General features: G+C 59.8%; 19 protein-coding genes and 1 pseudogene. 11 read left to right on the forward strand and 9 right to left on the reverse strand.

All coding sequences use genetic code 11. The annotated features are described in order from the left end of the window. Positions 1-41 precede the first annotated feature (41 nt). Positions 42-620, reverse strand: a complete 579-nt coding sequence (gene moaB, locus HB676_RS11635; RefSeq protein WP_213737942.1) for a molybdenum cofactor biosynthesis protein B — start codon at positions 618-620, stop codon at positions 42-44. 75 nt (positions 621-695) lie between these two features. Next, positions 696-1,634, reverse strand: a complete 939-nt coding sequence (locus HB676_RS11640; RefSeq protein ID WP_213737943.1) for a neutral zinc metallopeptidase — start codon at positions 1,632-1,634, stop codon at positions 696-698. A gap of 270 nt (positions 1,635-1,904) precedes the next feature. On the opposite strand from HB676_RS11640, the gene HB676_RS11645 reads away from it, so the two are divergent. The 4 genes from HB676_RS11645 (at position 1,905) to HB676_RS11660 (ending at position 6,886) form a co-directional block, all read left to right on the forward strand. After that, a complete protein-coding gene (locus HB676_RS11645) occupies positions 1,905-3,038 on the forward strand; it encodes a site-specific DNA-methyltransferase (protein ID WP_213737944.1) in 1,134 nt (377 codons plus the stop codon). A gap of 86 nt (positions 3,039-3,124) precedes the next feature. Next, positions 3,125-3,259 carry a hypothetical protein gene (locus HB676_RS34065; protein ID WP_275944933.1) on the forward strand — a complete coding sequence of 45 codons (135 nt, stop codon included), beginning with the start codon at positions 3,125-3,127 and terminating at the stop codon, positions 3,257-3,259. A gap of 771 nt (positions 3,260-4,030) precedes the next feature. Continuing rightward, the gene (locus HB676_RS11655) at positions 4,031-4,717 is read left to right on the forward strand and encodes a glutathione S-transferase N-terminal domain-containing protein (protein WP_213737945.1); all 687 of its coding nucleotides are present in this window, start codon (positions 4,031-4,033) and stop codon (positions 4,715-4,717) included. Positions 4,718-5,368: 651 nt separating this feature from the next. Then, positions 5,369-6,886, forward strand: coding sequence for a calcium-binding protein (locus HB676_RS11660; protein WP_249780196.1), 1,518 nt, complete (start codon positions 5,369-5,371; stop codon positions 6,884-6,886). 533 nt (positions 6,887-7,419) lie between these two features. Here HB676_RS11660 and HB676_RS11665 read toward each other — a convergent pair. The 5 genes from HB676_RS11665 to HB676_RS11685 form a co-directional block, all read right to left on the reverse strand. After that, a complete protein-coding gene (locus HB676_RS11665) occupies positions 7,420-8,175 on the reverse strand; it encodes a ThuA domain-containing protein (protein WP_213737946.1) in 756 nt (251 codons plus the stop codon). A 277-nt stretch (positions 8,176-8,452) separates the two neighbouring features. Next, positions 8,453-8,857, reverse strand: coding sequence for a DUF1330 domain-containing protein (locus HB676_RS11670; protein WP_213737947.1), 405 nt, complete (start codon positions 8,855-8,857; stop codon positions 8,453-8,455). Positions 8,858-9,223: 366 nt separating this feature from the next. Continuing rightward, a complete protein-coding gene (locus HB676_RS11675; protein ID WP_213737948.1) occupies positions 9,224-9,400 on the reverse strand; it encodes a hypothetical protein in 177 nt (58 codons plus the stop codon). Between the two features lie 601 nt (positions 9,401-10,001). Continuing rightward, positions 10,002-11,429, reverse strand: a complete 1,428-nt coding sequence (locus HB676_RS11680; protein ID WP_213737949.1) for a DUF1254 domain-containing protein — start codon at positions 11,427-11,429, stop codon at positions 10,002-10,004. A 300-nt stretch (positions 11,430-11,729) separates the two neighbouring features. Then, complete coding sequence (locus HB676_RS11685; RefSeq protein WP_213738243.1) at positions 11,730-12,464, reverse strand: outer membrane beta-barrel protein; 735 nt, start codon at positions 12,462-12,464, stop codon at positions 11,730-11,732. A gap of 346 nt (positions 12,465-12,810) precedes the next feature. On the opposite strand from HB676_RS11685, the gene HB676_RS11690 reads away from it, so the two are divergent. Further along, complete coding sequence (locus HB676_RS11690) at positions 12,811-13,737, forward strand: SMP-30/gluconolactonase/LRE family protein (protein ID WP_213737950.1); 927 nt, start codon at positions 12,811-12,813, stop codon at positions 13,735-13,737. A gap of 121 nt (positions 13,738-13,858) precedes the next feature. Here HB676_RS11690 and HB676_RS11695 read toward each other — a convergent pair whose 3' ends face one another. Next, a complete protein-coding gene (locus tag HB676_RS11695; RefSeq protein WP_213737951.1) occupies positions 13,859-14,758 on the reverse strand; it encodes a hypothetical protein in 900 nt (299 codons plus the stop codon). A 255-nt stretch (positions 14,759-15,013) separates the two neighbouring features. On the opposite strand from HB676_RS11695, the gene HB676_RS11700 reads away from it, so the two are divergent. The 3 genes from HB676_RS11700 (at position 15,014) to HB676_RS11710 (ending at position 21,010) form a co-directional block, all read left to right on the forward strand. Further along, positions 15,014-16,303 carry a flavin-dependent oxidoreductase gene (locus HB676_RS11700; RefSeq protein ID WP_213737952.1) on the forward strand — a complete coding sequence of 430 codons (1,290 nt, stop codon included), beginning with the start codon at positions 15,014-15,016 and terminating at the stop codon, positions 16,301-16,303. 300 nt (positions 16,304-16,603) lie between these two features. Continuing rightward, positions 16,604-19,777: an efflux RND transporter permease subunit gene (locus tag HB676_RS11705; protein WP_213737953.1), complete on the forward strand. Its 3,174-nt coding sequence runs from the start codon at positions 16,604-16,606 to the stop codon at positions 19,775-19,777. A 12-nt stretch (positions 19,778-19,789) separates the two neighbouring features. Beyond that, positions 19,790-21,010 (forward strand): efflux RND transporter periplasmic adaptor subunit, encoded by a 1,221-nt coding sequence (locus HB676_RS11710; protein ID WP_213737954.1) that lies wholly within the window; start codon positions 19,790-19,792, stop codon positions 21,008-21,010. Between the two features lie 323 nt (positions 21,011-21,333). Here HB676_RS11710 and HB676_RS33825 read toward each other — a convergent pair. Beyond that, positions 21,334-21,489: pseudogene (locus HB676_RS33825) on the reverse strand (A/G-specific adenine glycosylase); the annotation flags it as partial. A 126-nt stretch (positions 21,490-21,615) separates the two neighbouring features. Between HB676_RS33825 and HB676_RS11715 the strand changes: the two are divergent. Genes HB676_RS11715 through HB676_RS11725 form a run of 3 tightly spaced genes read left to right on the forward strand, consistent with a single transcriptional unit; the run spans position 21,616 to position 24,679 of the window. Continuing rightward, positions 21,616-22,092, forward strand: coding sequence for a RidA family protein (locus tag HB676_RS11715; protein ID WP_213737955.1), 477 nt, complete (start codon positions 21,616-21,618; stop codon positions 22,090-22,092). Positions 22,093-22,094: 2 nt separating this feature from the next. After that, positions 22,095-23,669 carry a sugar ABC transporter ATP-binding protein gene (locus tag HB676_RS11720; protein WP_213737956.1) on the forward strand — a complete coding sequence of 525 codons (1,575 nt, stop codon included), beginning with the start codon at positions 22,095-22,097 and terminating at the stop codon, positions 23,667-23,669. Next, positions 23,666-24,679 (forward strand): ABC transporter permease, encoded by a 1,014-nt coding sequence (locus tag HB676_RS11725; protein ID WP_213737957.1) that lies wholly within the window; start codon positions 23,666-23,668, stop codon positions 24,677-24,679. Before HB676_RS11720 ends, HB676_RS11725 begins: the two co-directional genes overlap by 4 nt. The last annotated feature ends 4 nt before the right edge of the window (positions 24,680-24,683 follow it).

The following is a 24,683-nucleotide window of genomic DNA, read 5'->3' on the forward strand; positions in this document are numbered from 1 at the left end:
ATGCTTTGTGGGCTTTGCTGAAAAGAATCGTTCGGCATCGTTCACACTGACGCACCTTGCGCCTTCGGCCGGCGCAGATGTTCGTCGAGCCGCGGCATGATCTCGACGAAATTACAGGGGCGCGTGCGGTAATCGAGCTGATGGGCGAGAATGCCGTCCCAGCCGTCGCGGCAGGCGCCCGGCGATCCCGGCAGGCAGAAGATGAAGGTCGCGCCCGCGACCCCCGCGGTGGCGCGGCTCTGCACCGTCGAGGCGCCGATCTTGGCGTAGCTCAGCATGTGAAACGCGATCGAGAAACCATCCATCCGCTTTTCGAACAGCGGCTCGATCGCCTCCGGCGTCACGTCGCGGCCGGTAAAACCCGTGCCGCCCGTGGTAATGATGGCATCGACGCCCTCATCCGCAATCCATCGTTTGACGATAATCCGGATCGCATCGACATCGTCGACGATGATCTCGCGCGCCGCGAGCGCATGGCCGGCCGCGACCAGCCGGTCTGCCAGCGTGGTGCCGGACTTGTCGTCCGCCAGCGAGCGGGTGTCCGAAATCGTCAGCACCGCGATGTTGAGCGGAACGAAGGCTTTGGTCTCATCGATCGACGACTTTTCAATGGAAGACATGGCGCTTATTCCTCGTGTCCCGGACAGGGTGCCGCGTTCTTCACGCCGCGCAAATCCGGGGCACGCGCGGCAAGATTACAACGCTCCTGCACCGAAAGTGTTGCAGGCCTGGACCGTGCCCTGCTGATAGCCGGTCATGAACCATTGCTTGCGTTGCGCGGCGGAGCCATGGGTGAAGGAATCCGGCACCACGCGCCCGGTGGCCTGACGCTGCAGCGTATCGTCGCCGATCGCGGACGCCGTCGTCAGCGCGGCATCGATATCGCCCGCCTCAAGGAAGCCGGGCCGCTTCTTTTCCTCGCGGTTGACCCACACCCCGGACAGGCAATCCGCCTGCAACTCGATCTTCACCTGCAGCGCATTGGATTCGGCCTTGCTGCCGGATTGCTGCTGCAGCCGCGTCACCCGAGGCAGGATACCAAGCAGGTTCTGGACGTGATGGCCTGCTTCATGGGCGATGATATAGGCCGCGGTGAATTTACACGCATTGCCCGAACAGCCGTGAAACCGCGTCTCGACCTGACGGAAGAATCCGGTATCGAGAAAAATCCGCTTTTCCGGCGGGCAATAGAATGGCCCCATCGCCGCCTGCGCCTGGCCGCAGCTTCCGCCGTTGGTGGCATTGCGAAACAGCACGATCTTCGGACCCACATAGGTCTGTCCCGAAGCCTGGAAAATCTCGCTCCAGCGATCGTCGATCTCGCCGAGAATACCGGCGATCATGTTGCCCATCTCGTCGGTCGGCGCGCCGGTCTTGGCCGGCGATGATCTGCGATCGGTCTGATAGGTCGGCGCCTGGCTATTGCCGCCGGTGAGAATCTCCGCGCCGCCGATCAGAATGCGCGGATCGATGCCGAAGGCATAACCGACAAGGCCGAGCACGATGATGGTGCCGATGCCGAGGCCGCCACCGCCCATCGGCAGACCAAAACCGCCGCCGCCGCCCATTCCGCCGCTGCTGTCATCGCGGCGGTCTTCGACGTCGTCACTGCGGCGAAAATCATCGTAACGCATGATCGTCTTTCCTCATTCCAGTTTCTTGCCAGCATACTCGCCGACTTGCTTGTCAGCTTGATCGCCAACTTACTTCCGCAGCAGCCTCGCCGAGATCGCGCGCGGCGGGAATTTCCATTCCGTTAATCAATACCCCGCCCGGTAAAAATTGCCTAGCGAGAAAGAATTGCCCGGTTAAGTCGATTTTTACTTTGCCGCGGCAATGTATCGCCAGTCGGTTGTTTAGTCCCGCGTCGCCGACAGCGTCGCCTGAGTCAGAGTAATTGAGTCATGGTTGTGTCGCGTCGCGGGGCGTCTGCAAGGGCGCCCCGCACTCAATATGAGTCCGATCCGAGTACCCGTATCATCGTTGGCGATTGCGTCGCCGAGATGTCGAAGCTGCCGTCCGGTTCGGTCGATCTGGTGTTTGCAGATCCGCCGTACAATCTGCAGCTCAAGGGCGATCTCAAGCGGCCCGACGAATCCCACGTCGACGCCGTGAATAATGACTGGGACAAGTTCTCGTCGTTCGCCGCCTATGACGATTTCACCCGCGCCTGGCTGCTGGCCTGCCGTCGCGTCATGAAACCGTCGGCAACCCTGTGGGTGATCGGCTCCTATCACAATATTTTCCGCGTCGGCGCCATCATGCAGGACCTCGGCTTCTGGGTCCTCAACGATATTGTGTGGCGCAAGACCAATCCGATGCCGAATTTTCGCGGCCGGCGCTTCACCAACGCCCATGAAACCATGATCTGGGCCGCGCGCGACGAAAAAGCCAAGGGCTACACGTTCAATTACGAAGCGCTCAAGGCCGCCAACGAGGACGTGCAGGCGCGTTCCGACTGGCTGATCCCGTTGTGCACCGGCGACGAACGCCTCAAGGGCAACGACGGCAAGAAGGTTCACCCCACGCAAAAGCCCGAAGGCCTGCTGGCGCGGGTGCTGCTGTCGTCGTCGAAGCCGGGCGATCTCGTGATCGATCCGTTCAACGGCACCGGCACCACGGGCGCTGTGGCAAAACGTCTCGGCCGCCGCTACATCGGCTTCGAGCGCGACAAGACCTATGCGGCCGCAGCCGAAGAACGCATCGCGGCGATCGAGCCGCTGCCCGAAGCCACATTGGCCCCGTTCATGACCGCGCGCGATGCGCCGCGCGTGGCGTTCTCCGAACTGATCGAGCGCGGCATGATTTCGCCGGGCACCAAACTGGTCGATTCCAAAAAGCGTCACGGCGCCCTCGTTCGCGCCGACGGCGCCATCATGCTCGGCGACAAGGTCGGCTCGATCCACCGAATGGGCGCGGTCGCGCAGGGGTCCGGTGCCTGCAACGGCTGGACCTTCTGGCACATCGAGACCAAGAAGGGCCTGCGGCTGATCGACGAACTGCGCGCCGAAATCCGCTCCGGCATGGCGGCGGGCTGAGAATTTCTAGCTCCGAAATTGTAGGGTGGGCAAAGGCGCTTGCGCCGTGCCCACCACGCTTCAGATAATCGACGAGAGATTGGTTGGTGGGCACGCTTCGCTTTGCCCACCCTACTCTCGCCAAGTTCGTCATTGCCGGGCTTGACCCGGCAATCCATCCCCTCAAAAAATTCTCGCGAAAATTGATGGATGCCCGGATCAAGTCCGGGCATGACGAGTGAGTGATCGCGACGCAGAGCGCCCGAATTATATAAGTGCAACTTCCCGCCCTCCCTTCAGAGGGCGCAGGGAATGCCGGGCGCCCGATGCGCCCGCAGCCGCGTGTGCGAATTGGTAGTAAAAAAGCACACGCGTTAGTCAGGTCACACCGGAATCACCCGGCATTCCCCGCGCAATGGTTTACGGCTTACTTCGCGCTCTCCCCGGTGATCGGGCTCTTTTGCCACCGTCGCCTCGCGGATACTTCCGCGAGACTTGACGCCAGCGTCGAGGCGTCAGGACCACACGACTTCACCGTCCGCGCCAAGTGCCCTCGTCAGAAGCACCATCCACGTCCACCGCATCCCGTCCCGCGTCCGTGACGATCGCGAGCCGCCCCTCAGATGGGACGAGACGGCGTGAGTTATAGAATTGATTTGGGTCTTCGGAAAATCAGAATATTTTTCACGAAGGGGCTGGACTTTGATTTGGCGGAAGTCGACGTGATTTGCCCGTCGGGTAGTGCACGATCGTAGGGTGGGCAAAGGCACGCTTGCGCCGTGCCCGCCATTTTGCGGTCCACGTCAGAATGGTGGGCACGCTTCGCTTTGCCCACCCTACGGCTTTGTCATTGGGAATTCGCACCAACAGTCATTTCTTTCCGGCATAGCCCCCTCACAAACTCATCTGTTGCGTATCGGCCGGAATTTTAGCATGGACATATCGTCCGTGGCATTGTCGCCAAGTCCCGACATCCCGATTTTTCTCGGCAACAAACAACAAGGGAGATTTGAATGCTCAAATTCTACTTCAACGGTGCGCCGAACCCCACCAAGGTCGCGCTGTTTCTGGAAGAAACCGGCCTTCCCTGCGAGCTGATCCCGGTCGACACCCGCAAGGGCGATCAGTTCAAGCCGGAATTTCTCAAAGTAAATCCGAACGGCAAGGTGCCGGCGATCGACGACGACGGCGTGTTCGTGTTCGACAGCAATGCCATCCTGCTTTACCTCGCCGAGAAGACCGGCAAGTTCCTCGCTCCCAGCACACCCAAGAATCGCGCCGACACGTTGTCGTGGCTGATGTTCATCGCGACCGGACTTGGGCCGTATTCGGGACAGGCGGTGCATTTCAAGCACGCCGCGCCAAAGGACCTGGAATACGCGCATAACCGCTATCAGTACGAAGCGCATCGCCATTACAAGGTGCTCGACGCGCATCTTGCCAAGAGCCGCTACATGGTCGGCGATACCTACACCGTCGTCGATATGGCGTTCTGGGGCTGGGCGCGGATGGCGCCCTACGTGCTCGGCGACGACGTCTTTGCAAAATATCCGAATGTGAAGCGGCTGCTCGACGAAATCTCGGCCCGGCCGGCCGCTGCGCGCGCGATCACCTACAAGGACAAGTTCACCTTCAAGACCGAGATGGACGAGGAAGCCAGGAACATCATGTTCGGCCACCTCAAGACCAAAGCGGCCTGATACGGCGGCATGGCCAAACTCCGGCCCTGATCACGAAACGGCGCCCTTCGCGGGCGCCGTTCTCGTTTCAATCATCGCGTAGCACGAGGCCTGGAGCATGATGAGAATGGAGTGTGCCCCCCCGTAACTCAGAGCGGTCGGCGGATGTCCGCCTTGGTGCGCATAACAACTCAAGTCGAACATTGCGCCATGTCTGAAATGTGCCATGAACGGAAGTCGCGAGGCTATTTCCCTCCGGATGAAAGCCGCGCTGGTGCCAGTGACCGGACAGGGCCAGGGCAAGGGATTAACTTCTGATCTGCTAGTGCAGCCCGTCGAATCAGGCGGCGGAGGATCAGGTGCGAATACTCGGCTTACCGACATGAAAGAGGCTGCCGACTGGCGGCCCTCCATTTCTTGAATGCTCCCGTGGTGTGCGGGGTCCCGGCGATGAAAGCCACTCGTTGATGTGCGCAGCGAGATCAAGCTGACGGAGCTTTTCTAAAAGCTTAGTCCTTGCCGACCCAGGTCCAGCTTGGTTCATCTCAGTTTCAAGTAGCTTCTTTTGAAATTCCGGGTCCGATTTAATTAATTACTTTAAATCTATCAATTGTGATTAATTACGATTAAATTACCTTGGGGTCATTTAATATTTTAAATTGGAGAACCCTTATGGCGAAGCGGATTCCGATTACCCAAGGCGATCTATTTGACCATCAGGCCGGTACTAACGACGTCTTGGCCGGCATTGCGAACTCGACCAACTTTCTTATCGGCGATGCCGGCCGCGACATCCTAGATCATGCCGTCGGCGGGAACGACACATTCACCGGCGGCGCGAATTCGATCAACACCTTCGTAGGGGATGCCGGCCAGAACATGCTCGATCATGCCCTCGGCGGCAAGGACACTTTCACGGATCTCGCCTACAGCGACAGCACGTTCTACGGCGACGCTCTCGCAAACATGACCGGAAACGCGCACGGCGGCGATGACAAGGCGAATGCGAGCCCGGCTAACATGTCGCTGACGCAGGTCACGTTCTATGGCGATGCTGGCGACAACATGACCGAGCACGCCGTAGGTGGCGACGATACCTTCAATGTGACTCGCCTATCCGGCATAGGCACGGCGCGTGCCACATTTTATGGCGATGCCGGCGGCGACATGTCGGGCAATGCCCATGGCGGCGACGACATGTTCACCGGGAACGTGGCAATCTCGGACCGAACGTTCTACGGCGATGCCGGTGGCAACATGTCAGGCCACGCGATCGGCGGCAATGATACCTTCGCTGCGCTCGGTGGTTCGGAAAACAACAACACTTTCTACGGCGACGCTGGCGGCAGCATGTCCGACCACGCCATGGGCGGAAACGACACCATGACGGTGAGCGGCCCGAACGCCTTCAATTTCTTCTATGGCGATGCCGGCGGCGGCATGTCGGGCAGTGCCCATGGCGGCAACGACACGTTTGCGACAATCAGTTCTTCGTTCGACTACGAGAACACCTTCTATGGCGACGCCGGCGGCAACATGACCGACCGGGCCACCGGCGGAAACGACAGCTTTACGGCCAGCGGAGGCCGAAACACCTTCTACGGCGACGCCGGCGGGACCATGTCCGGTTTCGCCCAGGGTGGCAATGACACCTTCAAGGGCGGCGCACCGGCGGGTACGCATGGCATAAACCTGGCGTATGGCGATGCGCTCGCGATGTCCGGCAATGCTCACGGCGGCAACGACAAGCTCATCGGCGGTGACGACGCCACCCCGGCGCCGGCCGGCACCTTCGACAACACGCTGGTCGGCGATGCCCAGAGCATGTCAGGCCGGGCCGTCGGCGGTAACGACAAGCTGGTCAGCGGCACTGGAAATGATGACATGTGGGGTGACGCGCAGTTCATCTCGGGCAACGCCAGAGGCGGCAACGACACCTTCGTCTTCAACTTCGGCAACGGCCACGACAAGATCGAGGATTTCGGTCAGGCCAATGAATGTGCCGGCTCGTCAATTTTGGGCACCGACCATATCGATGTCCGCGCCCTCGGCATCGAGAACTTCAGTCAAGTTCACATCTCAGCGTTTGATCCGACCACGCACGACAGTACTATCACGTTCAGTTCGGGCAATGATGTCGTCGTGCACAGCCAGGTCGCGCTGACGCAGCATGATTTCCTGTTTGCCTGAACTCGATTCCTGGCGAGCAGACAGACCGCCGGAGATGACCCGGCGGTCTGGGGTGTGTGGCGGTTATAGTCACGAAGATATTCAGCTAGTACCCCACGGCGGCTCAAGCATCAAAACGTCCTCGATTACCATTATGACGTCGGCGGATACAATTTCGTGTACGCCAACTTCTATATGGCCGATACCGATCGCAACTCTGGAGGGCACGTCATTGATGAAGCGTTCACACAATCGCAACCCGCTTCGCATGCTTCTCGGATCGGCATCCGCAAGCGAATCGAGTGTGCGGAAGCAATTAAGAATAGAAAGCGAAATCACTATCGAAGGTCCTGCGGGGACCGGCTTCGTTCAGGATTCCTCATGCTCCCATCGCGCTACTCCGCCGACAAACCGTGACCGGCTCATGCTTGCCGTTCGTTTTATCAATTGAGCGGTTCAAGCGTGTGCGTAGGACTTGCAACTGGTGCAGGTCCGAGTTTCGAAGATCTCGTCGGTGCGGCCGACTAGAACCGCAAGGCGACGTCTTTTGACTCCTAGGGTGACCTTCGCATGGACCAGAGGATTGCGTTCGTGAGGATTCGCTGGTAGCGGGCGTCCTGCCAGACTGACGCTTCGTGGCCGAGCGCTGTATAGAATACGCGCCCCTGGCCGTAAAATCGGGTCCAGGCGAGCGGCCAACCATAAAATCGTTGATGCACGCCGCTCTTGCTAAGGTCCACCGAATCTTGGTCGAGGCGCAGGAGCACGTGTGATCCGCGATAGTCGAAGTCGCTAATCTGATAGATCTCGTCCTCGATTTGCAACGAACTCCCGAGAAACGTTACCAGTGGATCGTCAGGATCAGCTACCTCGATAGTCACGGCCTGATGCCAAGGATGACCATTAAAGTACCCGCCCACCAGATCAAGATAGTCCGGCCAAGTGTAGAATGTGTCGGTGGCCGAATGAACACCGAGGAACCCACCGCCCGAGCGCACAAAGTTGAGAAGAGCTGTCTTTTGGGCGCCGCTCATCGGAAGCTCTCCGGTAGTGTAGAACATCACCGCGGCAAAGCGCTTGAGGTTTTCGGCCGAAAATTCAGACGTGTCTTCCGTTGCGGTGACCTCAAATACGTCGGCATTCCTTCCAAGCTGCGTCAGGATTGCCTTGGAAAGCGGTATAACGTCATGCCGGTAGCCGGCCGAGTACGTGAAATAGAGGATGCGTTCTAGCGGGCGCTCTGCACGCGCGCCGAGCGGTCGGATCACTGTCGCGCTGCCGAGGAGCGCGATGAACTCGCGTCGCTTCATGTCCAACCTCAGGTTCAGGAAATGGCATCTTAACAGTTTAAGTCAGTACTGTGTTAGGGTGGAAATCCGCATCGAGACCTTGGCCGTTGAGCGGCGGCCAACGTCTCAGAAAGGTCATTTGCGGAAGTCGGAGACCACCCCATCCCAGTCAGCTCTTACCTCCATAGCGGACATCAGATGCCAGGATCGCCATGTCGGCTATGTGCCATCAGTTTGAAACGAAAGAGGCCGCCAAACCAGGACGGCCCTTCGTCAAGTCGGTGTGATGAACAACTGATTATTGATTGCCCTCGACGGCGTATCTGCGGAAGGTCGCATACTTCTCGCCAATCTTGAGTGCGGCCTGATACTCAGCACCATTGTACCAAGCCATTAGCGCGTCCATGCTATCCCACTGCTGAATTACGGCCCGTCTGGGCGCAGCCGCACCGGAAATCGTTTTCACTTCCTTGGCGCCCGCGCCACCGGCTCCGCCGATAGCGATCTGACGGCCGCCCGCCGCTTTAATGGATGCCTGAGCCTTTGGGGCAAACTCTTTTCCGTAAGCCTCCGGGTTCGTCACATCGATTTCAGTGACGAGATAAACAGGCGGTTTGGTTTGAGCATGTAGTCCCTGGATAGCGACGGCGCCCACCGCGATTCCGGCGAGCATCGACAAAGCAACTGTATATTTTGTTTTCACAGCGCATCTCCCTGATCATTGCTTGATATGAATGCGCCACACGTAAATGTGTGCGGGCAGAGAGTTGGATTTGCAAATAGTGCCTGCCGACGGCATGGGCTGCCAGTTGTCATAAGCGGGGAATTCGGCGCTTCCCCGTTTTATGGGCAGCTCGTGACAAGCCAAACGCTTGACCACGGGAAAGCTACACCGTTATCGCATTCATGCCTACGTCCGTTCCGGGGCAAACTCGGAAGTGGCGGCGCGAATACGCCGCTTCCGCCTGGCGCCCAACAGCAGACATTCCGAGCAAACGATAGCGCATTATGCATGCCAACGGAGCAGGTGATCCCAAACCTTTCTCCGGTATGCCCTTCCGCTTCATAGTCAGGCAGCGAGCCAATGTCCCTTGTGAATATCGAACTTCACCGCGCCGTCGTCACGCATCTTCAACAGGAGAGATTGGCAGTCGTCCTGATGCTTTATGTTCACGCGCTTCATGATCTCGAAAACCTTCAGAGGCTTTTCGCGAAGGGCAATTAGAATCTTTTCTCGATCAGTCATTGGGTTCCTTACGTCGATATCGGCGACGGTACGCGTTGTGCAGATCGTCGGCAACTGTGGGTTCGCTTGACCAGGTCCGTTCCGGGTCAAAAACCGGAAGTCGAGGACCGCTCCAGTACTTTTCGGGGTCAAAAGAAATTCAGAAAATGAGTGAGAGCTGCTGTCGTATCGTCATGCCCGCAGCGTTGCGAACGCTTGACAGACTGGATGGCACTGCACAGCTTTATTTGTGCCAACGATTTTGTTGGCCAAGGCAGAAGGAGGCAAAATGACTCCACCTGCAAGATTTGCCGCAGTGACCGCCGCTGCAATGTTCGGGTACCGGCGTAGCGGCTAACATACGAACAACGTTCCGGGAGCGGCTTATGGGCCTCATCAGTTAGGCATGGACCAACTTAGCCCCTCCCGGAAGCGATAAACGAGAATCTCTTTCTCTATTTTGCTCCTGATCAAGCTCCGGCCCTGATCAGGAAACGGCGAGCGCCGTTCTGGTTTCTGTCGAGCATCGCGCCCTGCCCTGGTCTGCTTTTACTTGGTGAGCGGACATGGCCGCGCGCGGATCTCCAGTCGGGAAAGTGCCGACGCGCGGCATGGCGTGACATCACTGAGCCGCCAGGCTCGGCACGCTCTGCATTTTTACGATAGATGGCGGGTTCCATCTGCCGGTGAGCACCTCCGACTTCGGACTGTAGAGACGCATGGTCAGGTTGAACGGCCCCTTCGGCGCGGGAAGCCAGTTCACCTCCTTGTCCTTCCCCGGACTCTCGTTCTGGAAGTAAAGGTCCAGTGAGCCGTCCGGGTTGTATTTGAATGGCATCCAACTGCTCACCGCAAAGCGATTCAGGCTATTCGCTACCTGAAAGCCCTGAGAATCATAAAGCGTGAACGACCAGAACGCATTTACCGGAGGGGTAGCGGCCTTGTCGAAGTGGATACTGTACTTGTTGGCGCCGTCGAGCGGGACACCATTTTCGTCGGCGAGGTTCAGCGGGTAGATCGCATCCTCAGGCAGGTTCGCGCCCAGGCCAAGCTGCGCGACTATTGCACGCTTGAGATAATAATTGCCGTAGACACCCATGGTGTCGGTATTCATAGACCAATGGTTCACGACGCGGGCGAGCGTTGCCACCTTCCATTCCATTAGCTTCTGCGCCGCTGCCGGCGCGTCTTCCAGCGCCTTTCTTACGGCCGGATCGACCTTGCCGATGTCGAAACTCTTGCCGGGCTCGATGCCGATGCGCTTCATCCGTGCGATGATCGGTTGATCGGTAATGTGCGGCGTCTGGATTTTCATCAGTTCGGCCGCATAGGCAAAGTATTGGCCGGCCGTCATGGTATCGACCTGCGTCTTCGGTGGCGTCTTCATATCGATGCTCGGATCGAGCTTGACCTCGACCGGTTTGGGCGGCTTGCCCCACTCGGAAAGCGGCGCGATCTTGTAGCCGGCCTGGATTTTGTGAACCGCATCGTAATCCGGCGGCCCGTCCGTCTTGGTGCGACCAATGATCCAGACATACGGTGTCGGGGCTTCGATTTGGGTCAGCCCCGCCGGAACCGCGCCACTCCAACCTTTCGGCGTGACGAGGAAATTGCTCGCCTGGGTGCCGGTCGTTCGCCAGCCGGGAGACGCGAATACGTCTGACCACATATCAAGCATCGGGAGCAGATAGTAACGGCCGTTGGTATCGGGCGCCGAAACAACGACGGGTTCCCTGGTCAAATCCAGAAAGGCGCTGGAATACAGCGTGTCAAAATTGGAACGCACCACAACCTTGAAGTCTGCCGGTGGAAACGCTTCGACGTTAACGAACGTGTTCATCGGGCCGCCGAAAACCCCCGGGGCGGGGACGTGGTTCGTAAGCTGTTTGCGCGTGATGTCCATCGTCACGAGCGGATAGAGATAGACATACGCATCGGTCGCGATGGATTGCGCCTCCTGTTCGGTAATGGCGCTCTCCGCTTGTGCGACGCCGATTGAGAGGACCGAACAAAAAAGGCCCAGCACCAAGGCCGCTATATTTTTGATCATGCTTCTTCCCCTTTTGCCACTGATAGCTCGTCGGGATAACGATGCAGCAGAGTACCGGCTGCAAGAAACGCCTGGGCAGTTTGCAATTACCGCTCGCTGCCAAGCAAGCTGTCACGCTGCGGTTTACCGTCGCATGATCCGCGTCAATGTCCGCTTTGATGCAATGCGGTACCGAAAGCAAAAGCAACGTCGGTCAAGATTGTCGCGGCTCTCTCGCAAATCTTTGCATCGCACGAAAAAGCCCCGGACGATGCCGGGGCTTTCAGATCACGTTCCGAATTGAATATGTTTCGGATGAACTCAGTAGCGGGCGACCACCGGTCCGCCGAACTTGTAGTTCACGCGCGCGGTGAAGAGATCGACATCTTCCTTGATATGGTCGGCGATCAGGAAGCCGGTGGACGAATTGACGTCCGGGTTGCCCATGAAGAGGTGATCGTATTCGAAGCCGACCGACCAATTCTGAGCGAAGGCGTATTCGACGCCGACACCAACCGTTGCACCCCAGCGGGTTTCGCTGGTCGCATCGAAACCGATCAGCGGCGGCAGCGTCGAGTTCGCCGTGTAATGGTTATCGGTGACGGCGGCGCCGCCCTTCACGTAGACCAAGACGCGGTCCCAGGCATAACCGATCTGGCCGGTGAACAGGCCGAAGCTGTCGATCTTGCTGGTGTTGGTCTGACCGGCAAACAAGACACTGGTGCTGCTGCCCTTGAAATCAGACCAGTTGCCCTGCGCTTCCAGGCCGAAGACGACGGAAGACATCTGCCAGCGATAGCCGACCTGACCGCCGAACGTACCGCCCGTCGCGTTGTGGCTGCCTTCGTCGCCGAAGCCGTCCGCATTCCAGTCGAAGCGGCTGGTCGCGCCGCCGCCGTTGATACCGATGTAGAAACCACTCCAGTCGTAGGCGACGTCAACGATCGCCGGCGCCTTTGAATAGGCAGGGGCGCGAGCGGGAAGATCCGCGGCCGAGGCCACATTGATCAGGCCGAACGAGAGGATGGCAGAGGTGAGAAGAAGCTTGGTCCTGATGTGACGCATCGTTTTCCCCCAGGGGCAATGAAGCCTTGTTTCAGTCGAGAGCGTAATGGTTGAACAATGTGGAAAGTTCACGCCCACGCTTGTGATTACGTATGTTTTCGGCCGAGAGTTGCATAAAAGCCACAACCTTGACCGTCCCGGTAGTTACCAACGGAGCATGCCGTTCGACAAGTTGAGTGTTCGTGATCCCGCCCTCTTTTTTATTTCCAACTGTTGCTGCAATGCAGGATTCGAACGGCGCGTTTGGCTATGATCGAATACATGAAAGCGGCCTGCTTGAATTCACGCGCGCAGACGCGGACAAGCCCGAGGCGATATTGGAAAGGCAGAGATTCTGATGTGGTATGGTCAAGTCGAGGGAACCGAGATCGTGGTTCTCGATCCGCGCTTCAAGAATTGTTTCGCGGGTCATGTGCGCGTCGAGCGTTTGTGGACGGGTGCGCGCTGGGCTGAAGGCCCGGCCTGGTTCGCGGCGGGCCGCTATCTTGTCTGGTCGGACATTCCGAACAATCGCATGATGCGGTTTGTCGAACCCTCGGGCGAAGTCTCGGTGTTCCGCGAGCGCGCCAACAATTCCAACGGCAATACCGTCGACAATCAGGGACGGCTGGTCACGTGCGAGCATCTCACGCGCCGCGTGACCCGCACCGAGATCGACGGCTCGATCTCCGTCGTCGCGGACAAATGGAACGGCAAGCGGTTGAATTCACCCAACGACGTCGTGGTGAAATCGGACGATTCGATCTGGTTCACCGACCCCGCTTACGGCATCGACACCGATTATGAAGGGGATCAGGCAAATCAGGAGATCGAGGGCTGCCACGTCTACCGCGTCGACGCCAAATCCGGCGCGGTCACCGCCGTCGTCACCGACATGCTTCGCCCGAACGGCATCGCCTTCTCGCCCGACGAGAAATATCTCTATGTCGCCGACACCGGCTCGACGCACAAGGAGAACGGTCCGCAGCATATTCGCCGCTTCACGGTCGACGGCGCCAAACTGTCAGGCGGCGAGATCTTCGCAAAATCCACCGCGGGTCTTTATGACGGTTTTCGTATCGACCGGAATGGCCGGATCTGGACCAGCAGCGCCGAGGGGGTCCATTGCTATGATCCCGACGGCACAATGATCGGCAAAATCCTGATTCCCGAAATGGTCGGGAACGTCGCGTTCGGCGGCAGCAAGCTCAACCGCCTGTTCATTTGCGGAACGACGTCGCTCTATTCGATCTACCTGACGGTGACCGGTTCCAAGCTGGGTTGATGGGCGCGATCCATACGTACTGGGTAGCCCGGATGAGCGAAGCGACATCCGGGTTTCAGAACCCGCATATCGCTGCGCTCATGCGGGCTACATTATTAAGCCACCTGCGATCGACAACCGCCTACTTCGGCATCGGCAGAGCGATCGCCTTGTCGGTGGCGCGGTCGCCGACCCACAGAATATCGCCGGCCGGCTCGATCGCCGTCGGCTGGGTCAGGCCGTCGAGAATGGTGACGACGGTCGCCTGATCGCCATTGACGGTCACGGCGTCGGCGCGGCCGTTCCGGTTCTCGGTCAGATAGAGTTTGCCGTTGGCGGCGCGCATGCCGTCTGGTCCCTTGATCGGACGATCGGGCCAGATCTGCACCGGCGCGCCGGCCTTGCCGGTCGCATCCAGCGGAATCCGGTACAGATTATTGGAGATCACATTGTTGACGTAGAGCTCGCTGCCCAGAAAGGTAATGCCGTCAATGCCGTCGAGCGTACGATCCTCGATCAGCAATTCGGGCTCCGAAGCGCCCGGCTTGAGACGGAAAATCCGGCTGCCGAAGGTATCGCTGACATAGAGCGCCTTGTCCGGCCCGACCACGAAATCGTTGCACAGATTGATATCGCCCGGGAGCGGCCAACGCAGTTTCGGCGCCGCGCTGGTCAGATCAAAACTGCGCAGGATCGAATGGCGGTTCTTGCCGGTGCCGATGATCTGGCAGGCCCATAGCGTGTTGGTCGGGCCATCGGCCAGCACACCGAGAAAGGTGACGGCGCCTTCGGCGGCGCTGACGTCGATGAAGATTTTCGGCTCGGTCGCGCCCTTGGCGGCGCGGTAGATCACGGGCTTGCTGGCGCTGCCGATGATCAATGAACCGTCCGGCGCTTGCGTAAAGCTCTCCGGCTGCGACTTCGGTTCGGTGATGACGACCAGCTTGGGTTCGGCTGCCTGCACCACAGAACAGACCAATAGCGCGGCAAGCGACAAGGCGGCCGAAGAAAGACTTGTTTTTGCGTGCTCTTTGAATGACATTTTTTTATCTCTCCCTTGCGGCCCGCCGGAATTGGATACCGGAGTTGGATTCCGGAATAGCTCTTGGGCTCAGTTCATTTTGCGCTGCCGGTATCGAACATTTAAACGGTAGCGCGTACCGAAACGCAAGCGTTGGGTTTGCGATTATATAACGCGCGCGCGATCCGAACCATGATGCCCCCCTTTTTGCAGTCCCTTCGCAGTTGCCCCCTCGCTGCCTGGCATGTCATGACGCCCCGGTAACAGGAGCGTGACATGACGGTTCTCATCGCGGGCGGCGGCATCGGTGGACTGACGCTGGCGCTCAGCCTGCATCAGATCGGCGTGCCCTGCCGGATTTTCGAGAGCGTGGCCGAGCTGAAACCGCTCGGCGTCGGCATCAATGTGCTGCCGCATGCGGTGCGCGAATTGATCGAACTCGGGCTGCTCGACCGGCTCGATGCATCCGGCGTGCGCACCAGCGAGCTGGCGTATTTTTCCAAGCACGGTAAGCCGATCTGGCGCGAACCGCGCGGTATCGAGGCCGGATATAAATGGCCGCAATTCTCGATCCATCGCGGCACGCTGCAGCAGATCCTGCTCGATGCCGTGACCGAGCGCCTCGGCCGGGAAAATATCCTCACCAGCCATCATCTGCGCGACTGGACCGAAACTCCCGATGGCGTTCGTGCTGACTTCATCGACAAGGCGACCGGCCAATCCAGGGGCCATCATGACGGCGCGCTGTTGATCGCGGCCGACGGCATACATTCGGCGATCCGCGAAAAGCTCTATCCGCAGGAAGGCCCGCCGTTATGGAACGGGCGCATCCTGTGGCGCGGCATCACTGCGTCGGATGCCTTTCTGTCGGGCCGCACCATGATCATGGCCGGCCACGAGATCCTGAAATTCGTCTGCTATCCGATTTCAAAACAGCCCGACAGCGACGGCAAATTCCTGATCAACTGGGTTGCCGAGCGGCACATGCCGCCGACCTATCAGTGGCGCCGTGAGGATTACAACCGCGCCGCCAACCTCGACGAATTCCTGCCATGGTTCAAGGATTGGCGCTTCGACTGGCTCGATGTGCCCGGCTTGATCCGCGATTGCCCGCACGCCTACGAATATCCGCTGGTCGACCGCGATCCGATCGCGCAATGGACGTTCGGGCGGACCACGTTGATGGGCGACGCTGCGCATCCGATGTACCCGATCGGCTCCAACGGCGCGTCGCAGGCCATTCTCGACGCCCGCGTGCTGACCCGCGAGATTCTCGCGCATGGCGCAACCAACGCGGCGCTCTCTGCCTATGAGGCCGAGCGCCGCCCCGCGACGACTGATCTCGTGATGCTCAACCGGCGCAACGGCCCGGAGCAGGTCATGCAGATGGTCGAGGAGCGCGCGCCCGAAGGTTACAATGTCGTCACCGATGTACTTTCGGTTGAGGAACTGCACACCATCGCCGCCAACTACAAACGCGTCGCCGGCTTCCAGGTCGAGGGCCTCAATGCCAAGCCGCCGATCGTCAGCATGCCGGCGCCGGGCCAGCGCACAGGCGAGGGTTAACGCCTGGTCACGGGGTCATTCGCGCGCATCAATTCAACTGAATGAATTCTAATTTAATGTTTTCAGCCCGCTCCGAAGTCTATTTCGGTGAAAATTGCGACACATGACCCAATGGTAACTTGACGCTCATTTTATTGGTCCGCAGTCTGCCCAAAAATATCCTCTCTCAAGGGAAGCTGGGGTGGACGTGACAATCGAGGGCCAGTTCGTACTGCTCTACCCGCTGCGGCGGCCGCACCAGACGGTGCGTATCGTCGTCAGCGTCGGACGGCGCAGTCTCTAGATTCAGGGCCCTGGTTGATGAGTGCGATCGTTCGGTTAGCTCTTGCGCGTCCCTACACGTTCGTCGTGATGGCGATCCTGATCACGATTTTCGGCGTCCGCTCAATCCTTGGTACGCCGACCGACATTTTCCCAAGCATCAACATCCCGGTCATCTCGGTCATCTGGAACTATACCGGGTTACCGCCGGACGATATGGCCAACCGCATCGTCGCGATCTACGAACGGTCGCTGTCGACCACCGTCAATGACATCGAGCATATCGAGTCGCAGTCGCTTGCCGGCTACGGCGTCGTCAAGGTGTTCTTTCAGCCGACGGTCAATATCAGCGCCGCCCAGGCCCAGGTCACATCGATCTCTCAGACCGTCCTGAAGCAACTTCCTGCCGGCATCACCCCGCCGTTCCTGCTGGTTTACGACGCCGGAAGCGTCCCGATCATCCAGCTGGCGCTGTCGAGCGACACCCTATCCCAGACGGCGCTCAACGATCTTGCCACGAATTTCATCAGGCCGGCGCTGGCGACGATCCCAGGCGCCCAGTTGCCGAGCGCCTATGGCGGCGCGCCCCGGCAGATCCAGATCGACCTCAACCAGAACGCGCTGCGCGCCCACGGCCTGTCGGCCGCCGACGTCGGCAGTGCCCTCGCCCGGCAGAACCTGATCACACCGGTCGGCACCCAGAAAATAGGTTCCTACGAGTACACGATCGACCTCAACGATTCGCCGAAAGTCATTGAGGATTTCAACAATCTGCCGATCAAGGTGGTCAACGGCGTCGTCGTCTTCATCCGCGATGTCGCGCATGTCCACAACGGTTCGCCGCCGCAAACCAATGTCGTGCGCTCGGACGGCCGCAAGGGCGTGCTGATGTCGGTGCTGAAGATCGGCTCCGCCTCCACCCTGGACATCATCGCCAGCGTCAAGGCGCGCCTGCCGGCCATTCAGGCGACGCTTCCGGAAGGGGTCAACCTCGCTTATGTCGCCGATCAGTCAAGCTTCGTTAAAGAGTCCGTCACGGCCGTCGTTCGGGAAGGCATTATCGCCGCCGCGCTGACCGGCTTCATGATCCTGGTGTTTCTCGGCAGCTGGCGCTCGACCTTCATCATCACCGTTTCGATCCCGCTGGCCGTGCTGTGTTCGCTGATTGCGCTTTCGGCGCTTGGCCAGACCATCAACGTGATGACGCTCGGCGGCCTCGCGCTCGCGGTCGGTATTCTGGTCGACGATGCGACGGTCACGATCGAAAACATCAACCGTCACATGGAGGAAAAGGGCGAAGACATCCTGACCGCCATTACCCACGGCGCGCAGGAGATCATGGCCCCGGCGACGATCGCGCTGTTTTGCATCTGCATCGCGTTCGTGCCGCTGCTGTCATTGGGCGGGGTCGCCGGCTATCTGTTCCGGCCGCTGGCGATGGCGGTCGTCTTCGCGATGATCGCCTCCTACATTCTGACCTACACGCTGGTGCCGACGATGGCGCATTTTCTGCTGCGCAACCAGCATGTCCATTCGACGCATTCGGACGATGGCGCAGCACCGCCAAAAGGTTTCTTCGCCCGCTTCCAGCGCGGCTTCGAGCATTATTTCGAACGATTGCGGCAAGGCTATCTGGGCTTGCTCGGACTGGCGCTGCATCATCGTTTGTGGTTCGCCGGCGGCTTCCTCGCCGTAACCCTGATCTCGATCGGCCTCGCGCCATTCCTCGGACAGGATTTCTTCCCCTCGATCGACGCCGGCGCGATCAGAATTCACATGCGCGCGCCGACAGGAACGCGGATCGAGGAAACGACGCGTTTGGCCGATCAGGTCGAACAGAAAATCCGAACGCTGATACCGCCCGACCGGATCACCGGCATCGTCGACAACATTGGCCTGCCGAACAGCGGCATCAATATTTCATATGGAAATTCCGGCACGATCGGCGTGTTCGACGCCGACATATCGATCAGCCTGAAGGAAGGTGAAACCTCCACGGACGAGTATGTGAAGACGCTGCGCGAAAAACTGCCGGAGGCTTTTCCGGGCACGACTTTCGCGTTCCTTCCCGCTGATATCGTCACCCAGATTCTCAACTTCGGCTCCCCTGCCCCTCTCGATATCCAGATTGCCGGCGCCGATCTCGCTGCCAGCCGCGCCTTCGCCAACAAGGTGCTTGGCAAGATGCGCTACGTCCCCGGTGTCGCGGATGCGCGCATCCAGGAGCAGTTCCAGAACCCCGGGTTGAAGGTCGATTTCAATCGCGAACTCGCCGGCGTCGTCGGATTGACGGAAGGCGATGCCGCGACCAGCATCCAGGCGACGCTGTCGGGCAGCACGCAGACGGCGCCGACCTACTGGCTGAATCCGACCAATGGCGTGTCCTATCCGGTTTCGGTCCAGACACCGCAATACGGCATCGACACGCTTGGCGAACTCAAAAACCTGCCATTGACCGCGGCGCAATCGACACAATTGCTGGGAGCTCTCGCCACCTTCTCGCCCGAGCCGCTCAACGCGCTGGTTTCGCGCTATGACATCAGGCCCGTCGTCAACATCTATGCGACCACACAGGGCCAGGATCTTGGCGCCGTTGCCGCGGAAGTGCAGAAAATCGTCGATGATTCCCGCGCCGAATTGCCCAAGGGATCGACCGTCACGATCCGGGGCCAGGCCAGGACGATGACGGATGCTTACCGGCAATTATTTGTTGGCCTGGCGATGTCGATCGTCCTGATCTATCTGCTGATCGTCGTCAATTTTCAGTCATGGCTCGATCCGTTCGTCATCATCATGGCGCTTCCGGCAGCTTTGGCCGGCATCGTCTGGATGCTGTTCCTGACCTTCACGACCCTGTCGGTGCCCGCCCTCACAGGCGCGATCATGTGCATGGGGGTCGCCACGGCCAACAGCATTCTGGTCGTCAGTTTCGCGCGCGAGCAACTTGCGGAGGGCAAGGACGCCCTGGCCGCCGCGCTGGAAGCGGGTGCGACGCGGTTTCGGCCTGTCATCATGACGGCGCTGGCGATGATCATCGGCATGGCGCCGATGGCGATCGAGCCCGGGCAGAACTCGCCGCTCGGCCGCGCCGTGATCGGTGGCCTGCTTTTTGCTACTTTCGCGACACTGGTGTTCGTGCCGGTGCTGTTCAGCATCGCCCACAGCCGCCAAAAAAGTTTCCCCGAGGCGGTCACCTCGCCCTCCCACGCCTAGACTGGAGCCCTCATGTCTTCGGAATCATCCGCCAGCCGCCCCGCCCGGCCACGCCGGATCCTGTTTTTGCTGGGCTTTGTTGCAGTCTGCGCCGTCGCTCTGGCCGCGTTCGGCATCCACGATCGCGCCAAGAGCAAGCAGGAGGTCAAGGCCTGGACCGACGAGCAAGCGGTTCCGACCGTGCGTCTCGTTCAGGCTGAACCCGGTCCGCAGGAACAGTCGCTGCTTCTGCCGGGCAACGTCGGTGCCTTCAACACCAACTCGCTGTTCCCCCGCGCCAGCGGCTACGTGACGGCCTGGCACAATGATATCGGCTCGCGCGTCAAGAAAGGCGACGTGCTGGTAACCATTGCGGCGCCCGATCTCGACCAGCAACTCGAACAGGCCAAAGCCCAGCTCGTTCAATTGCAGGCCGCCGTCGAGCAGGCGCAGGCGAACGCCGAGCTCGGCCAGGTGACCAACGCGCGAACCGTGAAGCTCGTCGCGCAGGGATGGTCGACGCTGGAACAGGGCGACACCGATCGCTTGAATTCGGCTTCGCGAAACGCGGCCCTGGCGGTTGCCAAAGCCAATGTGACAGCGCAGACGGCTGAGGTTAACCGGCTCCAGGAACTGACCGGTTTTGAAAAGATCAAGGCGCCGTTCGACGGCGTCGTCACGGCGCGCAACGTCAATATCGGCGACCTCCTCAATGCCGGCGGCACATCGGGAAGAGCCCTCTACCAGATCGCCGACATTCATCGCATGCGCATTTTTGTGAATGTCCCGCAAGCGTTCCTTGGCGACATCAAGCCCGGCGTCAAAGCGACGCTGCATATTCCCGGTCAGCAACAGACGTTCGAGGCGGAGCTGACGTCGACCTCGAATGCGGTCGAGGAAACGTCTCGCACTGCCCTCGTGGAGCTGCAGGCAGACAATCCGGACGGGAAATTATGGCCCGGCGCTTTCACGGAAGTGCAATTCCACATTCCCGCCGACGCCGCCGCGCTGCGCATTCCAACCACGGCGCTGATTTTCGGCAACAATGGAATGCGCGTGGCCGCAGTCGATGCCAACAACAAGGTCGTTCTGAAACCGGTGCGACTGGGCCGCGATCTCGGCAATCATGTCGAGATCCAATCCGGCCTGTCCCTGACCGACAGACTGATCGACAATCCGCAGGAGTCGATCGAAGCGGGCGCGGTTGTTCGCATCGCCGGCGCGGAGAAGCCAAAGGTCACCGCCGCGAATTGAGCCAATCGCGGCCATAAGCTAATTCGGAAGCGGAGCTGCGCGATTCTCTACGGTATCTGAAGAGACGCGCCAACGTATAAAATTCCCGCTCCGAATAACGCCATGAAGGCGATCAGCCCGAACAGGTTGAGTGTCTCGGGGGCAAGATGCCCCTGGAAGCGATGCGGCATGGCATTCCTCCGCCTTGGTTGGGAGGACTATACGCTCAAACTGCGCCGGTGTTCCGGTATGCACCGCAGCAAAGCATATTGCTCTGCGGGATGAACACCCAATGCCAGCGATCATTTTCAACCATAAAAATTCAACGTTTATGGATTTGCGCGCTACTTACCCAGCCCATGCGCGATCGCCTTGCGCATGACGTTCGCCAGCGCTTCATCGCCGAGTGTTGCAATCGGCACCCAGCGCATCCCCTCCGGTGCGCCGGCGTGGGCGCAAACATCGGCGGTGTAGACGACGAGCGGCGGCGGAAAATGCGTTCTGTATCCGCGCCGAAGCAGCGACCCCGGCTGACCAAATTATAGTCTGTTGCTGCATATTAAAGTAACTTGCATGGCATGCATTATCTCTTATCCTGCGCCTGTTGGCGGATGGAGGAGCTGTGCATGAAGGATATCGCTTCCGGAACCGTTGCGGCGCCGCTTTCGCGTTATGCGCCGTTCCGACGCGCCGGGGATGTCGTCTATTTCTCCGGCATTATCGCCGCGGACCCCTCCACGATGAAAATCATCAAGGGCTATTCGGATCTGCCCCTGGAGGCCCGCAAGCTGGCCGGCGAGATCGGCGAGATGTCGTCGGACTTGAAGGAGGGCCCGATCGCTGCGCAGTCGTGGTGGATATTGAACAGCCTGCGGCTGACGGTTGAGGCGGCGGGCGGCACGCTGAACGACGTCGTCAAGCTCACGCAATTCTTCCGGAACTTGCGCGACTTTCCGATTTACAACCGTATCCGCGCCACGTTCTTCGAATCGCCGCCGGCAAGTACGGTGGTCCAGGTATCGGAATTGCTGCCAACGCCCGAAACGTTGCTCGAGGTTGAAGCGGTCGCGCACATTCCGCTCGCGCGCAGTGACCGGCGCTAGCAGTGGCCTCCCGCCAGCCAGTGCCGGTAGAATCAGCCCGCAGCACGGATGGCGTCCCTCTCGTCGCGCTCAATAATCTCGCAAAGGACTATCCCGGCGTGCGTGCGCTGCGGGGTGTCTCACTCGATCTTCGGCGAGGCGAGGTCCATGCACTCGTCGGCGAAAACGGCGCAGGCAAATCGACGTTGATCCGGATTCTGTCGGGCGACGTTCGGCCTGATGGTGGATCGATATCGATCGACGGCGAACCTGTCGTTTTCAATGGACCACGCGACGCGCGACAGCGCGGCATCGTGACGATCTTTCAGGAATTGATGATCGCGCCGGATCTGAGCGTCGCGGAAAATATCTTCCTCGGCAACGAGCCGGGCTCGCTGTTTTATTCTCGGGCGAAAGCCGAGCAAAAGGCTGCCGAGGTTCTGGGCTCCCTTGGTGTGGGGTCTCAAATGCGGCCATCCGAACTGGCCGGCAATCTCTCAACGGCCCAGAGGCAGCTCATTGAAATTGCCCGTGCGCTGGTGCTGCGCGCCCCTGTCATCGTCATGGACGAGCCGACGGCGACCTTGTCGGAAAACGAAGCGGCGGCCTTGCGCCGGTTGATCGTCCGGATGAGGGCCGAAGGCACGTGTATTCTCTATGTGTCGCACCGGCTCGACGAAGTCATGGAAATTGCCGATCGCGTTACCGTGCTCCGCGGCGGGGAGCGCGTCGCGACGATGGATGCGTCGTCCATCGGCGGGACTTCCGAGCTGATCGGCCTGATGGTCGGGCGTCCGATCTCTGAACTTTTTCCGTCCCGCAACGAGAAAATCGGCGAGGTGGTCTTGAGCGTTTCAGGCCTCTGCCGGCACGGTGTCTTCGATGACATCAATTTCAGCGTGCGCGCGGGAGAGGTGGTCGGCTTCGCCGGACTTGTCGGCGCCGGCCGAACGGAGGTCATGCGGGCCATCTTTGGCGCCGACGCGCTGGAGTCGGGCGAGATCCGCAAGGACGGCCATGCACTCACGATCCGCAATCCGCGAGACGCGATTGCCCAAGGCATCGCCTATCTGCCGGAAGACCGCAAAGACCAAGGCCTCGTGCTTTCGATGTCGGGCTCCGAGAACGTCGTCATGGCGTCGCTCGAACGATCGTGTTTCGCCGGCTTCGTCTCGGCTTCAGCGATCCGCAAAACAGCGGAGACGATCGGCGCCCGGCTGCAATTCAAAGGGCAACTCGACGCCCCGGCGGGAACGGCTTCGGGCGGCAATCAGCAAAAGCTGGTGATTGGCAAATCGATCCTGACCGGCGCACAAATACTGATCTTCGACGAACCGACGCGCGGCATTGACGTCGGCGCGAAAGCCGAAATCTACCGGCTTATTCATCTTCTGGCTGCGGAGGGCGCGGCCGTCATCATCGTCTCGTCCGAACTGCCTGAACTTATGGGCACCTGCCACCGAATCTACGTGATGTCAGACGGCCGCATCCGCGACGAACTCTCGCTTGCCGAATTCGACGAAAAGCGAATCCTGGCGGGTGCTTTCGCGGGGCACATGGTGCCGCGGGCAACTCCGCCTACGGTGACCGCGCCATGAGCATCGGCATCTCCGAAAAAACTAGTGACGCGCCCAGCCAGGATAATGGCCGCTCCACGCCGGTGGCGTTCCTGCAGCGTTACGGGCGCGAGGTCGGACTGCCGGTCATCGTCATCGCGATGGCGATTTTCTTTTCATTCAATTCGGGCGTTTTTCTTTCGCTGTCGAATTTCAGGAATATCGGGGTGTCGGCGGCCGCGCTCGCTGCGGTATCCTTTGGTCAAACCTTCGCAATCCTGACGGCAGGTCTGGATCTTTCCGTCGGCGCGACCGTCGCTCTGGTGAGCATCGTCGGGGCACTGGTCATGCGTGACCATGGCGTCGCGGCGGGGCTTGCCGCGTCGCTCGGGGCCGGCGCTGCCGTCGGCCTCGTCAACGGAATCGTCATTACACGCTTCAAGGTTTTTCCGTTCATCGCAACCCTGGCGATGATGTCCATCGTGTCCGGCCTTGCGCTGAGCCTCAGCGGCGGCGTGGCGGTCACAGGCGTTCCGGAAGCCTTCTCCAGTTTGGCTTACGCGCGCGTCTTCGGCATTCCGATTCCGGTCGTTATCGCCCTCGCGGTGCTGGCCATCTGCATCGTCGTATTGCGCTATACAAAATTGGGCCGGCGCATTTACGCGACCGGCGGCAATGAAGAAGCGGCGCGGCTTTCCGGTATTGCCATTGGCTCGGTCAAGGTTGCGGCTTACGTCCTGAGCGGCGTCTGCGCCTCGGTCGGCTCTCTCATTCTGACGGCGCGTGTCGCATCGGGACAGCCTTCGCTCGGCGCGACGCTTCCTCTGGAATCGGTCGCGGCTGTCGTTCTCGGCGGTGTTTCCTTGTTCGGCGGGCGTGGTTCGGTGGTCGGTGTCGCCTTCGGTGTGCTGTTCATCAGCATCCTCTCGAATGGTCTCAACCTGCTGAACGTCCCGTCTTACACGCAGATGATGGTGATCGGCGGCGCGCTGATCCTCGCCGTGTCTCTCGATCAAACCTTCATTGGCTCCCGACTAGGCAAACGAAGTTGATGCA

Origin of the sequence: Bradyrhizobium sp. dw_411, assembly GCF_018449695.1 — a bacterium.
In the GTDB taxonomy this organism is placed as follows: domain Bacteria; phylum Pseudomonadota; class Alphaproteobacteria; order Rhizobiales; family Xanthobacteraceae; genus Bradyrhizobium.

Bases quoted from the DNA above. Each gene is read 5' to 3' on its own strand.
- HB676_RS11645 (WP_213737944.1), top strand. From the start codon at position 1,905: ATGGTTGTGTCGCGTCGCGGGGCGTCTGCAAGGGCGCCCCGCACTCAA.
- HB676_RS11725 (WP_213737957.1), top strand. From the start codon at position 23,666: ATGAGCATCGGCATCTCCGAAAAAACTAGTGACGCGCCCAGCCAGGAT.
- HB676_RS11675 (WP_213737948.1), bottom strand. From the start codon at position 9,400: ATGACTGATCGAGAAAAGATTCTAATTGCCCTTCGCGAAAAGCCTCTG.
- HB676_RS11700 (WP_213737952.1), top strand. From the start codon at position 15,014: ATGACGGTTCTCATCGCGGGCGGCGGCATCGGTGGACTGACGCTGGCG.
- HB676_RS11680 (WP_213737949.1), bottom strand. From the start codon at position 11,429: ATGATCAAAAATATAGCGGCCTTGGTGCTGGGCCTTTTTTGTTCGGTC.
- HB676_RS11660 (WP_249780196.1), top strand. From the start codon at position 5,369: ATGGCGAAGCGGATTCCGATTACCCAAGGCGATCTATTTGACCATCAG.
- HB676_RS11690 (WP_213737950.1), top strand. From the start codon at position 12,811: ATGTGGTATGGTCAAGTCGAGGGAACCGAGATCGTGGTTCTCGATCCG.
- HB676_RS11710 (WP_213737954.1), top strand. From the start codon at position 19,790: ATGTCTTCGGAATCATCCGCCAGCCGCCCCGCCCGGCCACGCCGGATC.
- HB676_RS11715 (WP_213737955.1), top strand. From the start codon at position 21,616: ATGAAGGATATCGCTTCCGGAACCGTTGCGGCGCCGCTTTCGCGTTAT.
- HB676_RS11705 (WP_213737953.1), top strand. From the start codon at position 16,604: ATGAGTGCGATCGTTCGGTTAGCTCTTGCGCGTCCCTACACGTTCGTC.
- HB676_RS11640 (WP_213737943.1), bottom strand. From the start codon at position 1,634: ATGCGTTACGATGATTTTCGCCGCAGTGACGACGTCGAAGACCGCCGC.
- moaB (WP_213737942.1), bottom strand. From the start codon at position 620: ATGTCTTCCATTGAAAAGTCGTCGATCGATGAGACCAAAGCCTTCGTT.
- HB676_RS11695 (WP_213737951.1), bottom strand. From the start codon at position 14,758: ATGTCATTCAAAGAGCACGCAAAAACAAGTCTTTCTTCGGCCGCCTTG.
- HB676_RS11665 (WP_213737946.1), bottom strand. From the start codon at position 8,175: ATGAAGCGACGCGAGTTCATCGCGCTCCTCGGCAGCGCGACAGTGATC.
- HB676_RS11655 (WP_213737945.1), top strand. From the start codon at position 4,031: ATGCTCAAATTCTACTTCAACGGTGCGCCGAACCCCACCAAGGTCGCG.